The organism is Gimesia panareensis (assembly GCF_007748155.1).
Lineage (GTDB): Bacteria > Planctomycetota > Planctomycetia > Planctomycetales > Planctomycetaceae > Gimesia > Gimesia panareensis.
On record NZ_CP037421.1, the window covers coordinates 144,591 to 165,328 of the forward strand.

The window sequence follows — 20,738 nt, forward strand, 5'->3', positions numbered from 1 at the left end:
GTCCTTTTGCCGACGGAGTGCGATCAGACATGCTTCTCAAGGAATCCAAGCCAACCAGAAAAAGCCCGCTTTATTATGGTATGGTCAGTTTTGCTGTTTTGGGTATCGCCAGCCTCGCGCTGGTTGTCACAACCACCCTGGCTGTCGAAGACAAGAAGCCAGCTACAGAGGATGTCGGACTGCAAGGCATCTTGCCAGCCGAAGTTCCTGAAGGAATTGCCGAGGCCCCCGAAGGTCTCGAAGGAAAATGGGTCGAATGGAGCGAGCAGGTTTCTAACCTGCTGGGACAGTTGTACGAAGAAGATCTGACTCTCAAGCAGCAGAAAGAGACGCTCGCCAAACTGCAGGGCAAGATCGATGCCGCCAAAGGTCAGCCTGCTCTGGCAGAATACTGCAGCAGTCTGCAGCGTCGCGTTGACATCGCTGATGCCGTCCTGAAAACTCTGGACGTCAACATCGCGACCGTCAAAGCCGCCCAGATGAAAGCCAAACAGGATCAGATCGCCAAGGCTGCCAAATCCCTCAAAAAATACCTGGATTCCCTGCAGAATGGAAACGGCTGGGTCGACTACCTGCAGCTGAACGAACTGCAGAAAGAGCTGAAAAACAGCTACTCCGAAGTCGAACTGATGGATCTGCTTAAAGGACTGAAAAGCAAATTTGAAAACCGCGGTGCCCTGGAAGATGCAGAGCAGCGGAAATTCTTCAACCGTGCTCAGTTCAAAGATCTGGAAAAAACAATCAAAGCATTCCTGGCAGAATCCAAGCCCGGAAAAACCCAGATCAATAAGAAAAAGGTTCGTGAAGAACTGGCAGCCCTGGTGGAAAACCTGGAAGAATACGAAGCCACCCAGAACAGCAAGTACGCATTCGAAGCCCGCAAAGCCTATGCTCTGCTGCGTGCAGAACTGGCAGGTGGCCTGGAGCCGCTGACGACTGCTCTGCGGAATAACTACTTTAACTACAACCTGCGGGTCATGGTCGCTGAAGACTTCATGAACCGTCTGATCAAAGACAGCACCTGTGAAACCGGTCCTGTTGTCGACTGCATTCTTGGTGCCTACGTTACCGGAAACCAGGCAACCACCACCGAAGTTGGTGTGGACTTCAAACCCAGCGACTCGACGCTCCGGTTTGATCTGACACTGAGTGGTTTCACCAACAGCGAAACTTCCGGTCAGACCAGCCAGGCAACCATTTATACTTCCGGTCATCACCAGATCTGGGGTAACAAAGAAATCAATTTCAACGGCGACCTGTTCACCACGCAGCCTGCCTGGGTTGAAGTACAGGCCAATAACACCACCGTCGGTGCTTCCACCAAGCTGGATGGCATCCCGCTGCTGGCCGGCCTGGGACGCAACATGGCTTACCGCCGTACGGAAGAAAAACGTCCTGAAGCCGAAGCGATTGCTGCTCAGCGTGTTCGGGATCGGGTTCGCCCCCGCTTTGATGAAGAAGTCGACGAACGCATCACCAAAGCCAATGAAGAAGTGGGTCAGAAACTCAATAAGCGTCTGCGTGACAACGGCCTGTTCCCGTCTGCCCGCAGCTACGCTTCTACCGACACTCACCTTTATATTCGCACCCGTCTGATGGACACCGGAGAACTGGCTGCCAACTCGCCGCCACTCTCGATCTCTTCTGACGAGAGCGTCGTCCTGCAGTTGCACGAATCGGTGATGAATAACAGCCTCTCCCGGATGAATCTGGAAGGCAAGAAAATTTCGGATCAGGATCTGATTACCGAATTCGAAAAATCGATTGCCGACGTGCTGGACCGCAAAGTCAAACTGGAGCGGCCGCCCGTTGATCCGGATAAAGGTCCCAACATTCTGGCTTTCGATGATCATGATCCGATCCGGGTTAAGATCAGCAACAATACTCTCAACCTGATCCTTCGCTGTGGATTTGAGCAGAAAGGCGAAACCGCCGTTCCGACTCAGGAAATCACCGTTCCTCTGCACTTCAAGGTTGAGGGCGATAAGATCAGCATCACACGGGGAACCGTCAAGTCTTCTCCCGTCGAGCGTCCCAAGAGCGTTGCCGCTCAGATCGCCCGCGCTGGTGTCGTTCGCAGCAAAATGGAAAAAGCATTTCCGGATCGTACGGAAGACGCTCAGGTCAAAGCCAAACTGGAAAACCGGACCGTCTATCTGCACATCACTGGAATCGATGCCAATGATGGTTGGTTGACGGTAACCGTCGGCAACGATCTGACCGTCGAAAAGAACGAAGCAGAACTGCCACCCGCAGTCGAAAAAACTGCCTCGGTGAAATAAACCGCCAGTGTTAAACTGAGCTGAAATCAAGCCGGGAGGCGAGTCGTCAGATTCGCCTCCCGTTTTTCTTTGCGCGACGGTCATGCTCATTCTTTAGCCAGGCCCTGATACCGGGAACGTCATCCTCAACGAAGAGACTCAGTATCGGCAACGGCGCGGCTCAGACAACCCCGGTTTTTGACGCCTCGATCAATAATCGATGTCATCCGCTTCGATCGCTTCTTCCATGATCAGATCATACCGCTGGCTGGCGTCTTTACCGAACAGCTGGGCAAACGTCGCATCCGCGTCCAGCTGGCTGTCGATATCGACTTTCAGCAGCACTCGATGCTTCGGATCCAGGGTGGTCTCTTTCAGTTCTTTAGCCGTCATTTCACCCAGACCTTTAAAGCGACCGATTTCGTATTTGCGGTTCGCGGGAAGCGATTCGATGATCTCTTCTTTCTGGACATCATCCTGGGCGTAATATTTCTCCGTCCCCACACTGATGCAGTACAGCGGCGGCTGTGCCAGGAAGAGCTTGCCCTGTCGGATCAGCTCCATCATGTGACGGAAGAAAAACGTCAGCAGCAGCGTGCTGATGTGGTAACCGTCGCTGTCGGCATCCATCAGCAGGATGATCCGGTCGTAACGCAGGTTGCGGATATCGAAATTCGCACCGATGCCGGTCCCCAGTGTTTCGACCAGGTCTTTGATTTCCTGGTTATTCATCATCTTGGAAATCGCCATCGCTTCCGTATTCAGGACTTTCCCGCGTAACGGCAGTACGGCTTGAATGCGACTGTCACGGCCCATCGCAGCGGTGCCGCCCGCAGACAGACCTTCCACCAGGAACAGTTCTGACTCTTCCGGCTTGTTGGACCGGCAGTCCAGCAGCTTGCCCGGCAGGGTCGACTTGCGATTGGAGGGCGTCTTCCGCCGCACTTCTTTCTGGGCATCGCGGCTGGCCATCCGGGCCCGGGCCGCCAGTACGATCCGCCCCACCACCGCATCGGCGATGCTGGGATTGTTGTTCAACCAGGTTTCCAGCAGCGGGCGCACGATCCCTTCGACGAAACTGCTCACCTCCGGGTTATTCAGCTTCTCCTTGGTCTGACCCTGGAACATCGGATCATTGTGGAACACCGAGATCAGGCAAAGCACGCCTTCCCGGATGTCGTCCGTCGAAATCGACAGCCCCTTGTGCTTGATGTTGTGCACGTCCATGTAGTTCTTGACGGCCTTCGCGATTCCCGACCGCAGGCCGCTCTCGTGCGTTCCCCCGGCGTGGGTGCGGATGCCGTTCACATAACTGCGAACCTGTTCGTCGGTCGCGTCGGTCCACTTGAGCGCCAGTTCCACGCGAATCTGTTCGTCATCCTTTTCCGCGTAGAACAGCTGTTCGTGAACCGGTTTCTTCTGCTGTTCGGTGGCCAGCTTATCCAGGTAACCGCGAATCCCTTCCGGATGAGACAGTTCGTAAGTCTCTTTTTTGACTTCGTCTTTGAACGTGATTTTCAACCCGCCATGAATGAAAGCGATATCTTCCAGGTGCTGGCGGATCGTATCGGCATTGAAATGCACGCGGCGGAAAATCGAATCGTCCGGGCGGAAATGGATTTCCGTCCCGTGTCCGCGGAACGGTTTGACTTTCTTGACTGGAGTCGTCGGTCTCCCTTTTTTGTAGCGCTGTACATACTGGTGACCGTCGCGGTAGACGGTCGCTACCATCTCCGAGGAAAGCGCGTTGACCACCGACGAACCTACCCCGTGCAGACCGCCACTGCGGGCGTAGTTCTTGTCAGAGAACTTACCCCCGGCGTGCAGGGTTGTCAGAATCAGTTCCAGGGCCGATTTTTTGGTCTTGGTATGTTTGTCGACAGGAATCCCGCGACCGTTGTCTTTCACGCTGCAGGACGCACCGTCTTTGTGCAGCGTGACCACAATCGTATCGGCTTCGTTGGCCAGATACTCGTCGACGGAGTTGTCCACGATTTCCCAGAGCAGGTGGTGCAGACCGCGAATATCGACGCCGCCAATGTACATCGAAGGGCGCCTGCGGACCGCTTCCAGCCCTTCCAGAACTTCAATGTCGTCGGCGGAGTATTTTTTAGCGTCGGATGATTTTGCTGCTGTTGCCATAATATTTACTGGTCGTCTTCTCTTGTATTTGCTTCAAACAGAAATGATATCATGTGGGGGCCGAAAAGGGGATACTGGAGATGAATTTGTCACCTTCAGCTTTATTCATCTTCGATTTCGTCCCAGTCCACCACTTCGATTGGCGGATAGAGGATCTCGGCAAACCCGCTTCGCTGGCTGGTCTTAACACCTTTGCCGCCCCGGGAGGTGACGCCATACTTCATCTGGCCAAACGTCATTTTTTTGCCACCCGTATTGATGACCCGCAGACAGTCGCTGGGCCGCGTCAACTGCAGGGCTCCCATTACGGTGTCCCCTTTCTCCAGCTTGATCCCCTTGACCCCTTTTCCGGGATTGGAGAGCAGAGCTGCTTCTTCAATCTCGCAGTGTAACACGCGGGCATCTCTGGTCGCGATGAACATCGTTTCCGCGTCTTCCACCAGGCCGGCGTAGACCACCCGGTCGTCTTTGCCCAGCCGACAGTATTTTCGGCCCGCTTTCGTGGAAGCCGTCCGGAACAGGCTGAACGAAATCCGCATGATCTGTCCTTTTTCGGTGACGATCAACACGTGCGGCGTTGGAATCGGCTGCTTCCTTGTGGCTTTGTCTTCCGGCGTAAAGCGGGCGTCTGTTGTAATCGCAGCCACCAGGCTTGCTCCGTCTCCCATGCGGGCATGTTTGGAAAGCGGCTCACCATAGCCCGATGAAACCGGGACCTGCTCGATCGGCAACGTATAGGCCACGCCATCACTGGAGAAGAACACCACGTGGTCCAGCGTGCTGCCCGGTGCCACGTCCAGGACGCTGTCCCCTTCGCGGACGCGGGTCTTGTCCAGCTCCCTGGTTTCGCCTTTGGTTTTCAGGCGACCCACACGCTTGATCCAGCCTTCACGAGTGACCACCACGTTTGTGTTTTCCCGCACGATGTAGGCCTGTGGATCGAACTCGGTAATCTCATCCGAAGAGCCCAGCTTCGTCTGACGCTTCTCGGGGAATTCTTCCCCCAGTTCTTTGAGTTCGGTTTCGACCACTTTCCAGAGCCGTTTGTCAGAGGCCAGAATCCGGCGAATTCGTGCCGCCTCGGCCTGCTTCTCTTCCAGTTCCTCGCGGATCGTATTGATTTCCAGTTTCGAAATGCGATACAACTGCAGTTCCAGAATGGCCATTGTCTGGATTTCATCGAGAGGGAAATTCGCCATCAGTTTTTTGGCGGCGTCCTGTTTCCCGTTACTGGCGCGAATCAGCTTCAGGGCCTTATCCAGCCCGTTAAAGATGATCTCGAAACCTTCCAGGATATGGATCCGGCGTTCCAGCTGTTCCAGTTGATATTCGAATCGGCGGCGGACCGTGATAAAGCGGAAATCCAGGAAGAATTGCAACATCTCCCGTAAATCGCACCGTTGAGGCACCAGGACATCTGAATCGTCGGGCACCAGGCAGGTCATGTTGACCGAGAAGTTCTGTTCCAGGTGCGTGTGTTTATACAGGAAGGCCATGACCGTTTCGGGGTCGGCATCCGGTTTGATGTCCAGGACGATCTTCAAGCCGTTCTTGTCGTCCGTTTCATCGGCGACATCCATCAGCTGAGGCAGTTTGCGCGTCTCGACAATGCCGCCGATCTCCGACAGCAGTGATCCTGTTTCGACACCATAAGGTACGGAATAGACGATCAGCCGCTGGGTATTCTTCGTTTTCGCCCGCTTATCCGTATCGATTTTCCATTCGCCCCGGATTTTGATCGGCCCGCGGCCCTCTTTATAGACGGTGGTCAGCGAGCGTTTATCCGTGACGATCCGCCCGCCCAGGGGGAAATCGGGACCTTTAATGTATTTCATCAACTGGGCCACGGTTGCATCCGGATGATGGATCAGATGCGTGCAGGCTTTAACTACTTCGCCCAGATTGTGGGGCGGAATATTGGTCGCCATCCCCACTGCAATCCCGTGAACTCCATTCACCAGCAGGTTGGGGAAGCGGGCCGGGAGCACGACCGGTTCCTCGCGGGTCCCGTCGTAGTTCGGTCGCATCTCCACGGTCTGGTACCGCAGTTCGTTCATCAGGTGTTCGGCGATGCCGGTCAGCCGGGCTTCTGTATAACGGGCGGCCGCGGCAGGCAGGCCCATGATCGAGCCAAAATTCCCCTGACCGTTGACCAGCGGATTTCGCAGGTTGAAGTCCTGGGCCAGGCGGACCAGTGCGTCATAGACGGACGAATCTCCGTGGGGATGGTAGTTCCCCGTCGTATCCCCGCAGATCTTGGCACACTTACGGGGTTTCGCATTGGCCATCAGCCGTAAGTCGTGATACATCACATACAGGATCCGGCGTTGGACCGGCTTTAAGCCATCCCGCACATCTGGTAGTGCGCGGGAGGTGATGACCGACATGGCATAATTCAAATACCGCCGCCGCGTGACTTCACTGATGGGGACATATTCAATGCGGTCCGTTTCTACGCTGGCGTGTCCGTTGGTGTTTTTCTCTTCGCCGTTACTGGCTGATTTGCGCTTCGCCAAGAGTCTCTCCAAAAATTCGATTACCCAACCTGACTGACGGTCTGCAGACGACCATCAGGTTATCGTTCCAGGGCAGGCTTCTTATTCAGAATTCGGGTCATTTCCGCTGGTAGTTTAAGAAAAATGTGTCGAATTTGCTGTTTGTGAAAACATTGAGGATTGTATCTGTTGAAACGATTATTGAACAGATAAGGCCACTCGTAACCCGTTAAATAGACAATAATTCGGGAAAATAGGACGAATCGTCACTGTAGTTACAAAATGACTCATTCCGACGATTCCTGCCAGCCGAAATTTGGACTAGTGGCTTTCTTTTCGAGAGGGTCGCGATCTGGCGATTGAAACATACAAAAATGACCGGAACTCTGAAAAGTGAAAATCCATCCATTTCGGGTTTTGCTTCGGTCTTTGTGACATGACTCAGCCACAACGAGGAACCAGTACCGGTTCAGACAGAAGACAATTGAACATTATAGTTGACTGACGGAGGTCCGACGAGCCTTCGGCACAGTCTCATTGGTGGATCAACCACAATAAAAATCCAGGGAGGGATTGTTATGGCTCAGACGAGTCTGAAGGTAACCCTGCTAACAGGCCTGTTACCGGCGTTTATTCTGATGGCGCCGGCTTTACATGCTGCTGAACCAGGTGCGGTCAATAATGCAGTTGTGCAGCAGGAAGTCCAGTCGAAAACGTCGAAATATAATCCGGTCAGCTGGTTCAAAAGAACATTCAGCCGCTCCAAAGATCAGGCAGCCGACGTCAAACAGGTTGCTCACGAGCAGCAGGCTGCCCCTCAGCAGTCCAACCAGAAAGTGTTAGTCAGACGACCGACACTGGGACGCCGTGCTCCGAGTCGTGGCTATATCCAGCAGGTCAGCAATCAGCCGCAGATTATTACCTCTACGCCTGCACGCTTTGAAAATGCCACCCAGGCGCGGCCGATCAGCCACGGGCATTTCAAAGACCACAAACATTACAAGGCCGCTCAGCCCATGCCTTCCATGGCTGGCATGAACGTCCTGCCCGGTTATCCGCAGTTGTCCGCTCCCATGTATCCCAGTCCCAAACCCGGGATTCCCGATTACGTCGGACGGACGGTTATCACCAACCAGGCACTGGCCCCACAGGAAATGCTCTATCCGCACGAGTATACCGCCATGTACGGCCCTTACTACTACAACGTCAAAGGGGGCTGGATCTGGACTCCGTTCGGAATGCGTTCCCATGAACGCTGGAAGCTGGAAGGCACCCGCGTCAACGTGAAGTACAAATCAGATTTCGGATTTTTCCCCAAGTTCATTCCTCCTATGGTGAGATAACCGCCTTGCGAGGGGCGTTGTTGAAACCGGAAAACGTTTATCACGCTGAGTGGATCACTCAGAGATACGATCAGGAAGTTATAAAATGCACAAGTTGACTTATAAAATCGCAGGTCTCGTCGCAGTGGCCGGCATGGTTACAGTCCTCTCTGTCCAGGGCCTGCATGCAGGTGAACCGGGCAGCCTGAAACTGAATCAGAAGCAGGCCTCGCCCATCCAACAGGTAGGCTACCTCAAGGATAAATGTGGCTGCAAACAGAACCACGTCTACTCCTATTCGAATGGTCCCTCTTGCCCGAGTGGCGACTGTCCGCACTGCCGGACCTCCGCCGGCATCGGAAAACGGGGTTCCTTACGCGAATTCTTCCGTTGCAAATTCGGTTATTTCTTCCCCACCGGTTGTGGTGGAAAGGGTTGTGCTCCTTTCGGACACTACAGAATGACCTACGCCGTCGATCCTTATTACTTTGATGGTCGCGACGGACAGCTCTACGGTGCTCAGGGTTATGGCGTTCCTGTCGCTGTACCGCTGGCTCCCACCGTGCGTCAGACTTACAACTACGGATGGGGTATTCCCTCCAGCCGTATTACTCCGGTCACTCGCATCGTTCAGTAATTTAATAACCCAGTAGCCTTAATCGGTTCCAGGAAGATTCATATGAAAATCTTAAGCGTGCAAAGCCTTGCGATTCTGGCAGTAACCGGCGTTATGCTCCATACTGCGACAGCAAGTGCTGATGAGAATACAACCGCCGGCGCGGGTCAGATCCAGCAGGTCGGTCATCACGTGCGGGGTGGCGGATACAGCTACAACTGCCCTCCCGGCTATTCAAACCGCTATGACGGTGACGGCGTTTATCGCAACTATTCTTCTCGCGAAGGCAAGGCGTTCCTTCGCAAGTGTACTCATTCACCCGGTCATGGCTGGTGTCCTCCGTCTGCTCAAATGATTCAACGCACCCCGGTGCAGTTTCAGCGGTACTACTCCAATCAGTACATGGGACAGCCCGGCCCCACCGGCCCGGCCAACTACCCGCAGATTTACATGCCCACCGATACCACCCAGCTCGGTTTCTACTACCAGAGTGTACCGACCTGGCAACCGCGGGCCGGCATGATTCCGCCGCCACCGGATCCAAGCATGTACCACACGCGTGACTGTCGCGCCTGTCGTGGTCATGGCTGCAAACACTGTCGTGGTCACTACTACGGAAATGGACCGGTTTACTACTCCACCGGTGCTCCCGTGGAAGCACAACCCGAAGCCGCTCCTCAGCAACAGGAAGAATCACCGGCAGTACCGCCTGCTCCTTCCAAGCTGAACCAGGCTTCCTACGAAAAATAATTCTGATCGCACTATCAGAACCGCTTTCGTCAACATCAGTTCCCAAGCTCACAGAGCCACTCCTGAACTTCAGGCAGTGGCTCTGTCTGTTGAGCGGGGTGCAAACCTGCTCTTGACCGGAACGTCCCGACCCGTATGTTGGTCCGAATCTGGCTCGCGCGCGAGGCGGGTATCGCTTGCACTGCTTCTGAGGAACCAGTGACACAACGGCACCTGAATCGCCGTCGATTTTCACCAACTTTGCACGGGAACATTTCGCACCCGTTCGCATTGTTCTCTCCCTCGGAGCAGGCCAGATCAGGACAAAATACAGGACAAAGCGGGACAAAATCCCGGCCGGAACTGGACAAAATCCGGCCACATTTGGACAAAATTTTGTCCCGATCCCCACGTGCCTTTGTGCAGAATGCAGAACATCAGTTGATGCGGGCGTGTGCCACTGTCGGCTTGCCCCAATACTGTTCGGCACGATATTTGCGCACTGTCGTCTGGTAGTATAGAATACTGCCATAACGACAGGAATCAGCATGGCCAATCAACAGACTAATAGCATCGAAGCTTGTGACATCACCGGTCTTAAGTATCTGGATCGGGTTCTCCCGCTGTTTAAGCGACTGCGTCCCGAGGGAACTGAACGTGACAAAGCCGGTAACCGGCAACTGTTTTACGATCAGTATTGCGCACTGCAGTTACTGTACCTGTTCAATCCGATCGTGACTTCTTTGCGCGGATTACAGCAGGCCAGTGAGCTCAAAAAAGTCCAGCGAAAACTGGGCTGCCCGCGGTCTTCTCTGGGATCCCTTTCCGAAGCGGTTCGGGTCTTTGACCCTGAACTGCTGCGGGAAATTGTAGGCGAACTGATTGAAAAACTGCCTGCCCAGAAGCCGCAGGATCGGCGTCTCCAGGATCTGGCTCAGACGCTGACTGCCGTGGATGGCACGTTCCTCAAAACACTGCCGCAGATCACTCAGGCCTGTTTTTCAACCCGCCAGGACAAAGGCTGGCAGCTGCACACTCATTTTGAAATACTGCGGGGAATCCCGGTACGCATGGATCTGACGGATGCCACCGGTCGCAAAGAAGGTAATGAAAAATCCATGCTGACTAACGTGCTGGAAAAAGATCGTTGCTACATCCTGGACCGTGCTTATGAAAAATATGCCCTGTTTAATGCGATTGTGAATGCCGGCAGCAGCTACGTGTGTCGAATTCGCGGTGATCACATTTTTGTGGAACAGGAATCCCGTGAATTGACCGCAGAGGCCAGGGCAGCGGGAGTGCTGGAAGATCGGGTAGGGCAGCTGGGGTCTCCCAAGTCACGGAGAATAGAACACCCTGATCATCCGGTGCGTCGGATTACTGTCAAAGTCACTCCGCATCCTAAACGGGGAGGACGGAGACGGGAGGGGGCAAGCCAGGATCTGGTTGTGGCAACCAGTCTGCTGGACGTGCCTGCTGAGATCATTGCGCTGATCTATCAGCACCGCTGGCAAATTGAATTGTTCTTTCGTTTTTTAAAGCATGTACTTGGCTGTCGTCACCTGCTGAGTCAGAACCCGCAGGGAATTCAGATACAGACTTATTGCGCGATGATCGCCTGTCTGTTAATCAGTCTGATTACAGGGAAAAAGCCGACGCTCCGAACATATGAAATGCTGTGTTTCTATTTCAGTGGCCTGGCGGATGAGGATGATCTGATCAACCACATCAACCGTCTGCAATCCCACGAAACCAGATAGCACAGGACTCCTCGCCCGACTGCTGACTGTTGGTGACGAGATGATTCATGCTGCGCTGTTCGAAAGATTTCATAGCCGTGTATGAGCCATGACTGAATGAGATCTTCAAACAAAACTTCTAAAAAATGCAGTTCATAAGAGTTAAGCTGCAATCCACAATCAACTGCAAACCGTGAACCGAACAGTATTGGGCTTGCCCGACAGTGATCGAATCAACCAGTAATAAAAGTAAAACCAGGTACGCCCGAATGCAATTCGGGCCGAGCGCAGCGAGCAGGAAACTGACAGTGTTGCGTCCATAAGAGAACCCCCCCACCTAAAACAATTTGCACCTCCCCATTCTACCCGATATCATCAGACAGGCCGGAGATGAACAGTGCGTATGATCTCAACAGACCACTGTCAGTTGAGCACTGCTCACACCGGCACCTCACTTCTCCGGCCTCAGGCACACCCGGAATGGTGAACTGAAAACATCGCTCCTTCTTTTAAAAGTGCAGATGACATGTCCCTGCTCATCACGATATTTCTATGTGCCTCTACTCACGTTTGCAGATCGTCTTTTGTTATTTATTCGCTGTTCCTGTCACTCGTTCTGCTGGCACCAATACAGAGTCGCGCTGACAAACCCCGAATTCCAAAACAGCAGACGATCAAAGGCTCCGTCGTCGACGAACACAACCAGCCCGTCGTCGGGGCCACGGTCTTCATCGAATCACGTGACTGGTTCGAATTCAACCTGCCCAACCTCGAGACCACCACCGACGCCCAGGGGCGATTCAGCCTGACCGACGAGCCTCTGCACATTCAGGGACAGACTCTGCAGGCGAAAGATTCCCAAAACCGGATGGCACAAATCTCCCTGCCCTGGCCTTCAACGAGGAAATCAAAGCAACTTGACCTGAATAACCTCCGTCTGCAGTTAAAACTTCCCAAACTCGTCACACTGGAAGTCGTCGATGGAGAAGGCAAACCGGTTCCCGCGGCCCTTGCCGGCATCAAGGCCCTCACGAAAACCTGGGGGATTGGCAAGACCGACAATGAGGGGAAAATTACGTTTCAGGTCCCCCCGGATGTGGATCTGAAATATGCCGTCGCCCTCCGCGATGGTTACGGGGCCGACTATCGAGCTTATCGACTCAAACTGGAAGAGAAATACAAACCAGGTGCCAGACCCCCGAAATTTCCCGATCATCCGGTTCGGCTGACGCTCACTGGTGCACAACCCCTCACAATCAAACTCGAGTCGGCCGCGGGCAAACCGCTGTCTGGTATCGGCCTCGAGCCGCAGTCACTGTGGAAACCAGACCAGCCTCTGCCCATGCCGCTGCCACTCATGTTCTACGCAACCCGGCAGCTCGTACAGCCTACGGATGAAACAGGAGCCACCGTTTTCGCCTGGATCCCCCACTGGCAGAATCAACGAATGTACTTTGGGGTCAAAAATAAGGAATACGTCCCCCACCGAATTACATATGAACCCAGCAAAGACAAGGGCACCTTAACGGTCCGATTGAGCCCCAAACCAAAGGAACCTGAAAAGGGGAGTACTCCCTGACGTCCTGTCAAAAGTGACCTGCATGGTGTCCCGGACACATTCACAATTTTTCGTGTCTTTCGCGCCTTTCGTGGTAGCAAAAAATGAAAAAGTGGAACAAGAAACAAACTGCCTGGGCCATTTTCGCTCTTTCAGGAGTGGTCGCTGCCAGTGCCAGCTACTGCTTCTGGCAACCATCTCATTCACAGACGAGAACAGCCAGCGCGGTTCTGGACTCTTACCTCAAGGATGACTTCGAAATCCAGGTGGGACACCGGAATGATTTTGATCTTGGAACACCCCTATCTATCTCGACCAGGCATAACCCTGAATTGCATTCACTCCTGACTCAACTGCGGCGACTGGAATATGAATCGATCAAGGAATACAGCCCTCCCATGTGCGGTGATGCGATCATTCTGAAACCAGTCAATCGCGAACGATACACAGTGTGGGTTTCCGTGTTTGGCGTCTTTCTTTTTCCTGAAAACTCCGATGTCGATGATGTCTACTACTGTCAGTATCCCAATGTAGACGAGTGGAAATTGTATGATCAGGCAACACGGTTTTTTCAATCATTGGAGTGATGCCCCTGTCCTCGAGTTTAATTTCGTGTCTTTCGCGCCTTTCGTGGTAGCCAAAAAATGAAAACGTGGAACAAGAAACAAACCGCCTGGTCGATGCTGATTCTGCTGTCCGCGTTGAGTGTATTCGTCGGTTACCACCAGATGCAGAAAGCCCGCGCACAAACGGCTTCCATCAATGCCGCACTGGACTCGCTCCTGCAGGAGGGTTGCCAACTTCGGGTAGAACGCTGCAATCATCCCACAGAAGAGCTGCCCCCTCCCGTCACCAGCGACGTCAATCAGGAACTCAAGGAACTGGTGACGCAATTGAAACAGCTCCCTTATCAGTCACGCCTGGAGCCGGGCGTCCCGGCTTGCGGCGATCGGGTCGTACTCACCTCGCTGTGTCATCAGGAATACGCCGTGTGGATCTCTGCGTTGGGCGTCTTTCTGATTCCGGAGGGGGGCGAAACCCGGGTTGCTTATAACAGTCAGTCCGACAGGAGTACAGATCAGAAGGTGTTCCAGCAGGCAACGCAGTTCTTTCAATCATTGCAGTGAGTTCCACCGGTTTTGTGACGAACGGGCAGGGTGGCACTGTTGGCTCGCCCAACAGTGATCGAATCAACCAGTATACAAGTAAAACCGGATATGCCCGGATGCAATTCGGGCCGAGCGCAGCGAGCAGGAGGTTGCAGCTCCCGCGCGCAAGTAATCACAGAGCAGCCCAATCAGTCAAACTCGAGGCACCCACTCTTTACATTATCTGCTCTGCGACCTCCTGTTGCCTGCGGCAATGCCGGATTCCATCCGGTATCACCCCTGTTCTCTCCAACACTTCCCCGATTATTTCGTGTCTTTTGTGCTTTTCGTGGCAGCAAAAAAGAAATCAGACAATCCAATTGGCACATCATCGCCGAATCCTCGCACCATCGCAGAAAAGATTTGAACCCCTGTATCCTATCCGCTATCATCGAGTGAGCCGGCGACGAACTGCGGAAAGCGTCTCAGATTCCGCAGTCAGTGGATCACCACTCACGCCGGCCAGCACACCAGCCGGGCTCAGGCACACCCGGGGATTGTGAACTGAGAAACCGTTCTTTTCTCCTCTCTCGCGAGTTCTGTTGCCATGGTCCATTCGACGCTGCTCAGTCGTTGCACATTCAATCGTTCACAAAATCGCGTCGTCAGATTCCTCTGCTCCCTGTTGCTGTTATCAACACTGCAGGTACCCGTTGTGTTACACGCCGCAGAGCCTGCTGAGGAGACCGAACTGACTATCAAAGGCATTGTCGTCGATGCACAGGACAAGCCCGTTGCCAATGCGCAGGTTTTGATCGATTTCTCAGCACAGAGCTTTCCCGACAATTCCAATATTGAGACGAAAACCGACGCCCAGGGCCGGTTCACCTTCAAAGGTAAACCCCTTCGCTTGCGCGGTCAGACCATCCAGGTGAGCGGCCCCGAAAACCACATGGCGCATTTTCGTCTCCCCTGGCAGGACATCGAAGAGGATGCCTCTCTGGACAAATTGCGCCTGCAACTCAAACCGCCGCGGCGTCTGATCCTGGAAGTAGTAGATGGTGCAGGAAAACCCCTGCCCGGAGCCACGACGGCCTTGCTCGCGAATTACCACGGCTGGGGCTCGCAACAGACCGATCAGACCGGCAAAACAACCTACCTGCTGCCTCAGGACCTGGATATTGAAACCATCTTCGCGTTCAGCGACGGGCACGGTCTCGACTACCGGTCTTATGAACTCTCGCGCGAACAATACGGCGATCAGCAGGCCAAACGGCCAGAGGTCCCCGACCATCCCATTCGCCTGACCCTGGATGGCGCACAGCCACTGTCAATCAAAGTCGTCGACAGCGCCGGTAAGCCGCTGCCCGGCGTCGAAGTCGCCCCCTGGTATCTCAACAAAGAAGGTCAGCCCCGCGATGTCAATCTCTCGTTTTTCTATAACCTGATTCAGGCGAAAACCGATCAATCAGGCATGGTCAATTTCGACTGGATCCCGCACTGGCAACAGGCACGCATTACCATGTGGCCCCGGGGGAACGGATACGCGCACCTCCGCACCATGTACGACCCGGAGAAAGACAAAGGCAAGCTGACCATGCGCCTGCAGAAACTCGTCCCCCTCTCAGGCAAGGTCTCTCTCCCCGATGGATCCCCGGCGGCAGGCATTCCAATATCTGCATCCGGTGAAGGCTACATGATCGATTCATTCCGCGGAGCAACAACTACCGACGACCAGGGACGCTATACCATTGAGGCACCACCGGGCATGGTTTACCTGGTGACCGCCGGAAATCAGAAATGGGCCGCCGCGCCTCAAACCGGCTTCGCCCTCCAGCCGGACCAGCCTCGCACCAGCCTCGACTTCCAGCTCCGCCCCGCCACCCGTTTGTATGGTCGCGTCACGACCGGCAAAGACAACCAGCCGGTCGAGGGACAGACGATCTACTCCTACCAGTACGGCCAGGACGCCAACAATATGAAAAACGTCGATCTGCCGAACCCGGAGAAGAGCCGGAAATGGGTGCGGCCCATGGTTGTTCGACGAACAACAACAGATAAAAACGGCGACTTTGAACTGTTTGTGGGCTCCGGCAAGTTCGATCTGCGCGGCCCGTCACAAAACAAGATCGAGAAATTTGATATCAAGGCAGAGACCGAAAAAGAATTCAATTTCCATACCGTCCGTCCGGAGAAAAGCATCTTGAACGGCACAGTCGTTGCAGGCAATCCTCCTCAGCCGGTGCCTGCTGCTTCGATCTTCGGCATTTATCGCTACGGTCTCGCGGGTCGCGACATGCATGCCATCACCAACAAAGCAGGGAATTTCGAAGTCGAACGCGAACCCCATAAGGTAGTCGTCTATGCCTGCAACAAAGATAAAACACTGACAGGCGTCGTGGAGATCGGACCGGACGACAAAACTGTGACCATCCCCCTCCAGCCCTCTGGATCAGCCTTCGGTACTCTGATTGACGGCGCCAGTGGGGAACCCTTGAAAGGCCGCGAACTTCAATACGGCGTCAGAGTCCACCTGGGTAAAGATCGTTTCTCTGCCTTCCGAACCGCTTTTGGGGGCAATGTGACCACGGATGATGTGGGACGCTTTGAGTTAAAGGATCTGGTCGTCGGGCAGAAGTACAATCTCTCGCTGGTCATCCGCCGGGACAAGAATCCGGCCAATATCTCCTGGCGTACGGCCGGTGAAGTGAAGGTGAAAGACAGCCAGCCGGTCGATCTGGGTGAAGTCGAAGTCCAGCCGAAGCCCAAACCATATGTCCCACCCACACTCGATGAACGCATCGCTTCCGCCTTTGGCGTCACAGGCACGCCCCTCGAACGTTATCAAAAAAGCGAACGCCTGGGCGGCCTCACCAGTCAGTATCCCATGTTGCTCTTCGGCGATCCCCAATCGAAAGCCATCAAAGAGTTGATGAAGCTCCGCTACGAAGACAGGGACGTTCGCAAAGAGCTCTATTCCTTCCTGGTGATGGCCGTGAATGACACGGGCGAGAAACGCGCAGTCGCCCAGGCCCTCGCCGACAAATGGAACCTCAAACTCGACCCGCAGCAGTTCGAACTGCTGGTCACAGACACGCACGGCAAACAGTTAGCAGGCATCACGCAGTCAGAGCTCACCGTCGACGGCAAAATCAATCAGGAGAAACTGCTCAAGTTCCTCAAAGCCAATCAGTACCCGACGCGCGACGCCAACGAGTTACTCGAAACCGCTCTCAAACAGGCGAAGGAACAGAACAAACGCGTTATCGTGCAGGAAACCGCCACCTGGTGTGGTCCCTGTCGGCTGCTTTCCCTCTACCTGGATCGGGAACGCAAAATCTGGGAGCGCGACTATATCTGGATCAAGATGGATCACCGCTGGACCGGCACCAGTGAAATCATGAAGAAACTCCGAGCCGGCGCACAAGGCGGAATCCCCTGGTGGGCCATCCTGGACGCCGACGGCAAAATCCTGGCAACCTGTAATAACGACGAAGAGGACGGTCAAAACATCGGCTTCCCCAGCTCAATCAGCGACCGGGAACACTACCAGAAAATGCTGGAGAAAACCGCGATCCGCCTCAACAGCATGGAAATCAGCGAACTCGTCGAAGCCCTGAAACAGAAACAGGACTGAGTTGGCTGATGGCGGGTAGGGGCGACCCTATGTGGTCGCCCGCAGCTCACCGACAACGCATGACGTTCTTCACAGAAAGCACGGCTCTCATGAACTATTTCAAATCGATCTGCATCTGGTTGCTGCTGGCTGGGCTGTTGACTCCCGTCACACTCCACGCAGCCAAACAGCAGCAGACGATCACAGGCACCGTCGTCGACGAACAGGACCAGCCCGCCCCCGATGCGAAAGTCACCTTCGCATGGATGTATCCCGAACAGGGACAGGTTGAAACCAGGACGAACGAGCAGGGACAGTTCACACTCCGCGTTCCCTTCCAGAATAAACGCGGGCATTTCCTCAAGGCGGTCGGGAAATCAGGACAGCGGATGGCACAACATTCCTGGCCCCTGGTCATGCCCGATCAGGGCTATGAACGGAAAAATCTGCGACTGAAACTGCAGCCCGCCCGGCGTGTCGAACTGCACGTGGTCGATGCAACCGACAAACCGATCCCGCATGCGCAGGCGGGCGTGGTGGCCGATTACCGGAACTGGGGAACGGGACAGACCGACGAACAGGGACGCATCATCTTCCACCTGCCGCGGGATCTGACGTTGCAGTTCGCGTACGCCTTCGGTGACGGGCAGGGGGCGGACTATAAGGTACTCAACATCACCCATCAAATGACCGCCGACAGAATCGACAGGCCGCCCGTCTGGCCCGAAACGCCCGTGCAATTGAAACTCGAGGGAGCCCGTCCCGTCAAAGTGCTGGTCACCGAAACCGACGGCACACCCATCCCCGGCGTCAAAGTCTATCCCTGGTACATCCAGAAACCGAATTATCCCAATCTGAATCTCTCTAATTTCTACAGCCTGGTGAGTCAGACAACGAATGCCGTCGGCGTCGCCGTCTTTGAATGGATTCCCCGCTGGCAGCAGGAGCAACTGACATTCTGGCACAGCGATCAACGGTACGAGCATCGGAGAGCCGTGTATGATCCCCAAACCGGCAAGGGGACATTGACCCTTCAACTGGAAAAGCTGGTCCCCATTTCCGGAAAGGTGACGCTTCCCGACGGCGCGCCCGCCCGGGGAGTGGAAGTGACTGCTTCGGGAGAGAACTATCAGCCCGACGATTGCCGCAAATCGGTATTCACGGACGACCAGGGACGCTACACCATCCTGGCTGCTCCCAACATGATTTACCTGCTGACCGCAGGCAACCAGAAGTGGGCCTCTGCACCTCACACGGGGTTTGCCCTCTGGCCGGGCAAACCGATCGAAGATCTGGATTTCCAACTCCGCCCCGCCACGCGCCTGCATGGTCGCCTTACCGTCGGGCCGCAGCATAAACCACTGTCAGGGTACGGCTTTTATTTCTATCAACTCGGCCAGGATCTCAAAAACACAAAAGATATCCATTTACCAAACCCCAGGAACAGCCGACAACGGGTACAACCATTGATCGCACATCATGTTTTGGCAGATGCAGACGGAAACTTCGAAGCGTCTGTCGGGGATGGAACGTATGTGGTAGGCAATCTCAGATGGATTGCCTCTCAAAATCCCGATACCGTTCAAAAATTTGAAATCAAAGGCGAGCGGGAAAAGGAGCTGAATTTCCACGCCCTCCGGCTTCAGAAAGGAACGCTGACCGGCAAGGTTGTGACAGGTGATCCCCCGCAACCCGTCCCGGATGTCCGGGTGGTCGGCATCTATGCACTCAACAATAGAGCCCAGAAGCGGGTCGCCAGAACAGATAACGCAGGCACATTTCAATTCAATCGCGATCTGCGGCGTACCGTGCTGTTCGCACAGAGCAAAGACAGACAAAGGGCAGGTATTGTCGAGGTCGGTCCCGATGACACAACCGTGACCATTCCCCTGCGTCCCCTGGGAACGGTATCCGGGCAACTGGTCGATGAGAAAACAAAACAACCGCTCACGGAAGTCGAGATCAATTACGACGCCAGGGTTCGCCTGGGTGAGAGTGAAGATACCTGGGAAGTCAGTATTTCCAGGCAATCCACGATCACGGATCAGGCAGGCCGCTTCAAGATCGAAGACCTGATCCCCGGACAGAAATACCGCTTAACGATCTCCCGTCCTCCCAGTCAACCCGGTAAGGCTGGTCGGGCGATTACGGTAGAGACCGTGAGAGTCAAAGACGTGGAACCGGTCGATCTGGGCGTTCTGGAAGTCGAACCTCTGCCGTCCCGTCAGCAGGCGCACTCGCTGGAAGAACGGATTACTGCCGTATTCACAGAGCCCGGAACCCCGCTGCAGCGCTTCGCCCGCCAGAAACGGGAAGCGCAGGCCACGACGCAGTACAACCTGGTTTTATTCGGTGATCCCCACAGCGATGCGGTCAAACGGTTCATGAGTCTGCGGAATGCAGATCGGAACATTCGACTGGCGCTTTACTCCTTCCTCCTGATGGCCGTGGATACCGCTGCTGACAAACGACCCGCGGCGGAGCAACTGGCAAAAAAACTCGATCAAAATCTGATGGAAGATCGAGCCGATTTCCTGTTGGTCGTCACCGACGAACAGGGCAAACCGCTCGCGCACGCCGATCACCGTGCACTTTCCACCAAAGGCGTGATTACCGGGGAGCAGATGCTTACGTTCCTCGAGTCGCACACCGTGCCGGTTCGCAATGCGAAAGAGTTACTTGCCAAAGCCCTCCAGCAGGCCAGGCAGCAGAACAAACGGGTCCTCGTCCAGGAGACCGCGACCTGGTGCGGACCCTGCCGGCTGTTGTCCCGGTATCTGACCAGGGAACGGAAAATCTGGGAGCGCGATTATATCTGGGTCAAGCTCGATGACCGCTGGACCGGGACCCGGGAAGTCATGCAATCACTGGGCATCGGTCCGCTGGACGGCATCCCCTGGTGCGCCATTCTGGACAAGGACGGTAAAGTGCTCGTCACCTCCAACGATAAAGACGGAAAAAACATCGGTTATCCTGGTCACCAGAGTAGCCGTCTCCACTTCCGCAAAATGCTGGAGAAAACCGCGATCCGCCTCAACAGCATGGAAATCAGCGAACTCGTCGAAGCCCTGAAACAGAAACAGGACTNAGTTGGCTGATGGCGGGTAGGGGCGACCCTATGTGGTCGCCCGCAGCTCACCGACAACGCATGACGTTCTTCACAGAAAGCGCT

The 20,738-nt window shown here is 54.7% G+C and carries 12 protein-coding genes; 10 read left to right on the forward strand and 2 right to left on the reverse strand.

Annotated elements, in window-relative coordinates:
* The first annotated feature begins 29 nt into the window (after positions 1-29).
* Positions 30-2,282, forward strand: a complete 2,253-nt coding sequence (locus Enr10x_RS00625) for a hypothetical protein (protein ID WP_145102792.1) — start codon at positions 30-32, stop codon at positions 2,280-2,282.
* Between the two features lie 189 nt (positions 2,283-2,471).
* Here the strand turns inward: Enr10x_RS00625 and Enr10x_RS00630 are convergent, their stop codons facing one another.
* Positions 2,472-4,403 (reverse strand): DNA gyrase/topoisomerase IV subunit B, encoded by a 1,932-nt coding sequence (locus Enr10x_RS00630; RefSeq protein WP_145102794.1) that lies wholly within the window; start codon positions 4,401-4,403, stop codon positions 2,472-2,474.
* Positions 4,404-4,504: 101 nt separating this feature from the next.
* Complete coding sequence (locus Enr10x_RS00635) at positions 4,505-6,919, reverse strand: DNA gyrase/topoisomerase IV subunit A (RefSeq protein ID WP_145102796.1); 2,415 nt, start codon at positions 6,917-6,919, stop codon at positions 4,505-4,507.
* A 557-nt stretch (positions 6,920-7,476) separates the two neighbouring features.
* Here Enr10x_RS00635 and Enr10x_RS00640 point away from each other — a divergent pair.
* From Enr10x_RS00640 to Enr10x_RS30750, 9 genes are all read left to right on the forward strand, one after another.
* Positions 7,477-8,241, forward strand: a complete 765-nt coding sequence (locus tag Enr10x_RS00640) for a hypothetical protein (RefSeq protein ID WP_145102798.1) — start codon at positions 7,477-7,479, stop codon at positions 8,239-8,241.
* Positions 8,242-8,326: 85 nt separating this feature from the next.
* Complete coding sequence (locus Enr10x_RS00645) at positions 8,327-8,857, forward strand: hypothetical protein (RefSeq protein WP_145447847.1); 531 nt, start codon at positions 8,327-8,329, stop codon at positions 8,855-8,857.
* A gap of 42 nt (positions 8,858-8,899) precedes the next feature.
* Complete coding sequence (locus Enr10x_RS00650; RefSeq protein WP_145447848.1) at positions 8,900-9,586, forward strand: hypothetical protein; 687 nt, start codon at positions 8,900-8,902, stop codon at positions 9,584-9,586.
* A 527-nt stretch (positions 9,587-10,113) separates the two neighbouring features.
* Positions 10,114-11,325, forward strand: a complete 1,212-nt coding sequence (locus tag Enr10x_RS00655) for an IS4 family transposase (RefSeq protein WP_145110800.1) — start codon at positions 10,114-10,116, stop codon at positions 11,323-11,325.
* 505 nt (positions 11,326-11,830) lie between these two features.
* A complete protein-coding gene (locus tag Enr10x_RS00660; RefSeq protein ID WP_145102805.1) occupies positions 11,831-12,883 on the forward strand; it encodes a carboxypeptidase-like regulatory domain-containing protein in 1,053 nt (350 codons plus the stop codon).
* Positions 12,884-12,966: 83 nt separating this feature from the next.
* Positions 12,967-13,449, forward strand: coding sequence for a hypothetical protein (locus tag Enr10x_RS00665; RefSeq protein WP_145102806.1), 483 nt, complete (start codon positions 12,967-12,969; stop codon positions 13,447-13,449).
* A gap of 57 nt (positions 13,450-13,506) precedes the next feature.
* Positions 13,507-13,989: a hypothetical protein gene (locus Enr10x_RS00670; RefSeq protein ID WP_145102808.1), complete on the forward strand. Its 483-nt coding sequence runs from the start codon at positions 13,507-13,509 to the stop codon at positions 13,987-13,989.
* Positions 13,990-14,665: 676 nt separating this feature from the next.
* Positions 14,666-17,587 carry a carboxypeptidase regulatory-like domain-containing protein gene (locus tag Enr10x_RS00675; RefSeq protein ID WP_197996326.1) on the forward strand — a complete coding sequence of 974 codons (2,922 nt, stop codon included), beginning with the start codon at positions 14,666-14,668 and terminating at the stop codon, positions 17,585-17,587.
* A 2,603-nt stretch (positions 17,588-20,190) separates the two neighbouring features.
* Positions 20,191-20,664, forward strand: a complete 474-nt coding sequence (locus tag Enr10x_RS30750) for a thioredoxin family protein (RefSeq protein WP_449267344.1) — start codon at positions 20,191-20,193, stop codon at positions 20,662-20,664.
* The last annotated feature ends 74 nt before the right edge of the window (positions 20,665-20,738 follow it).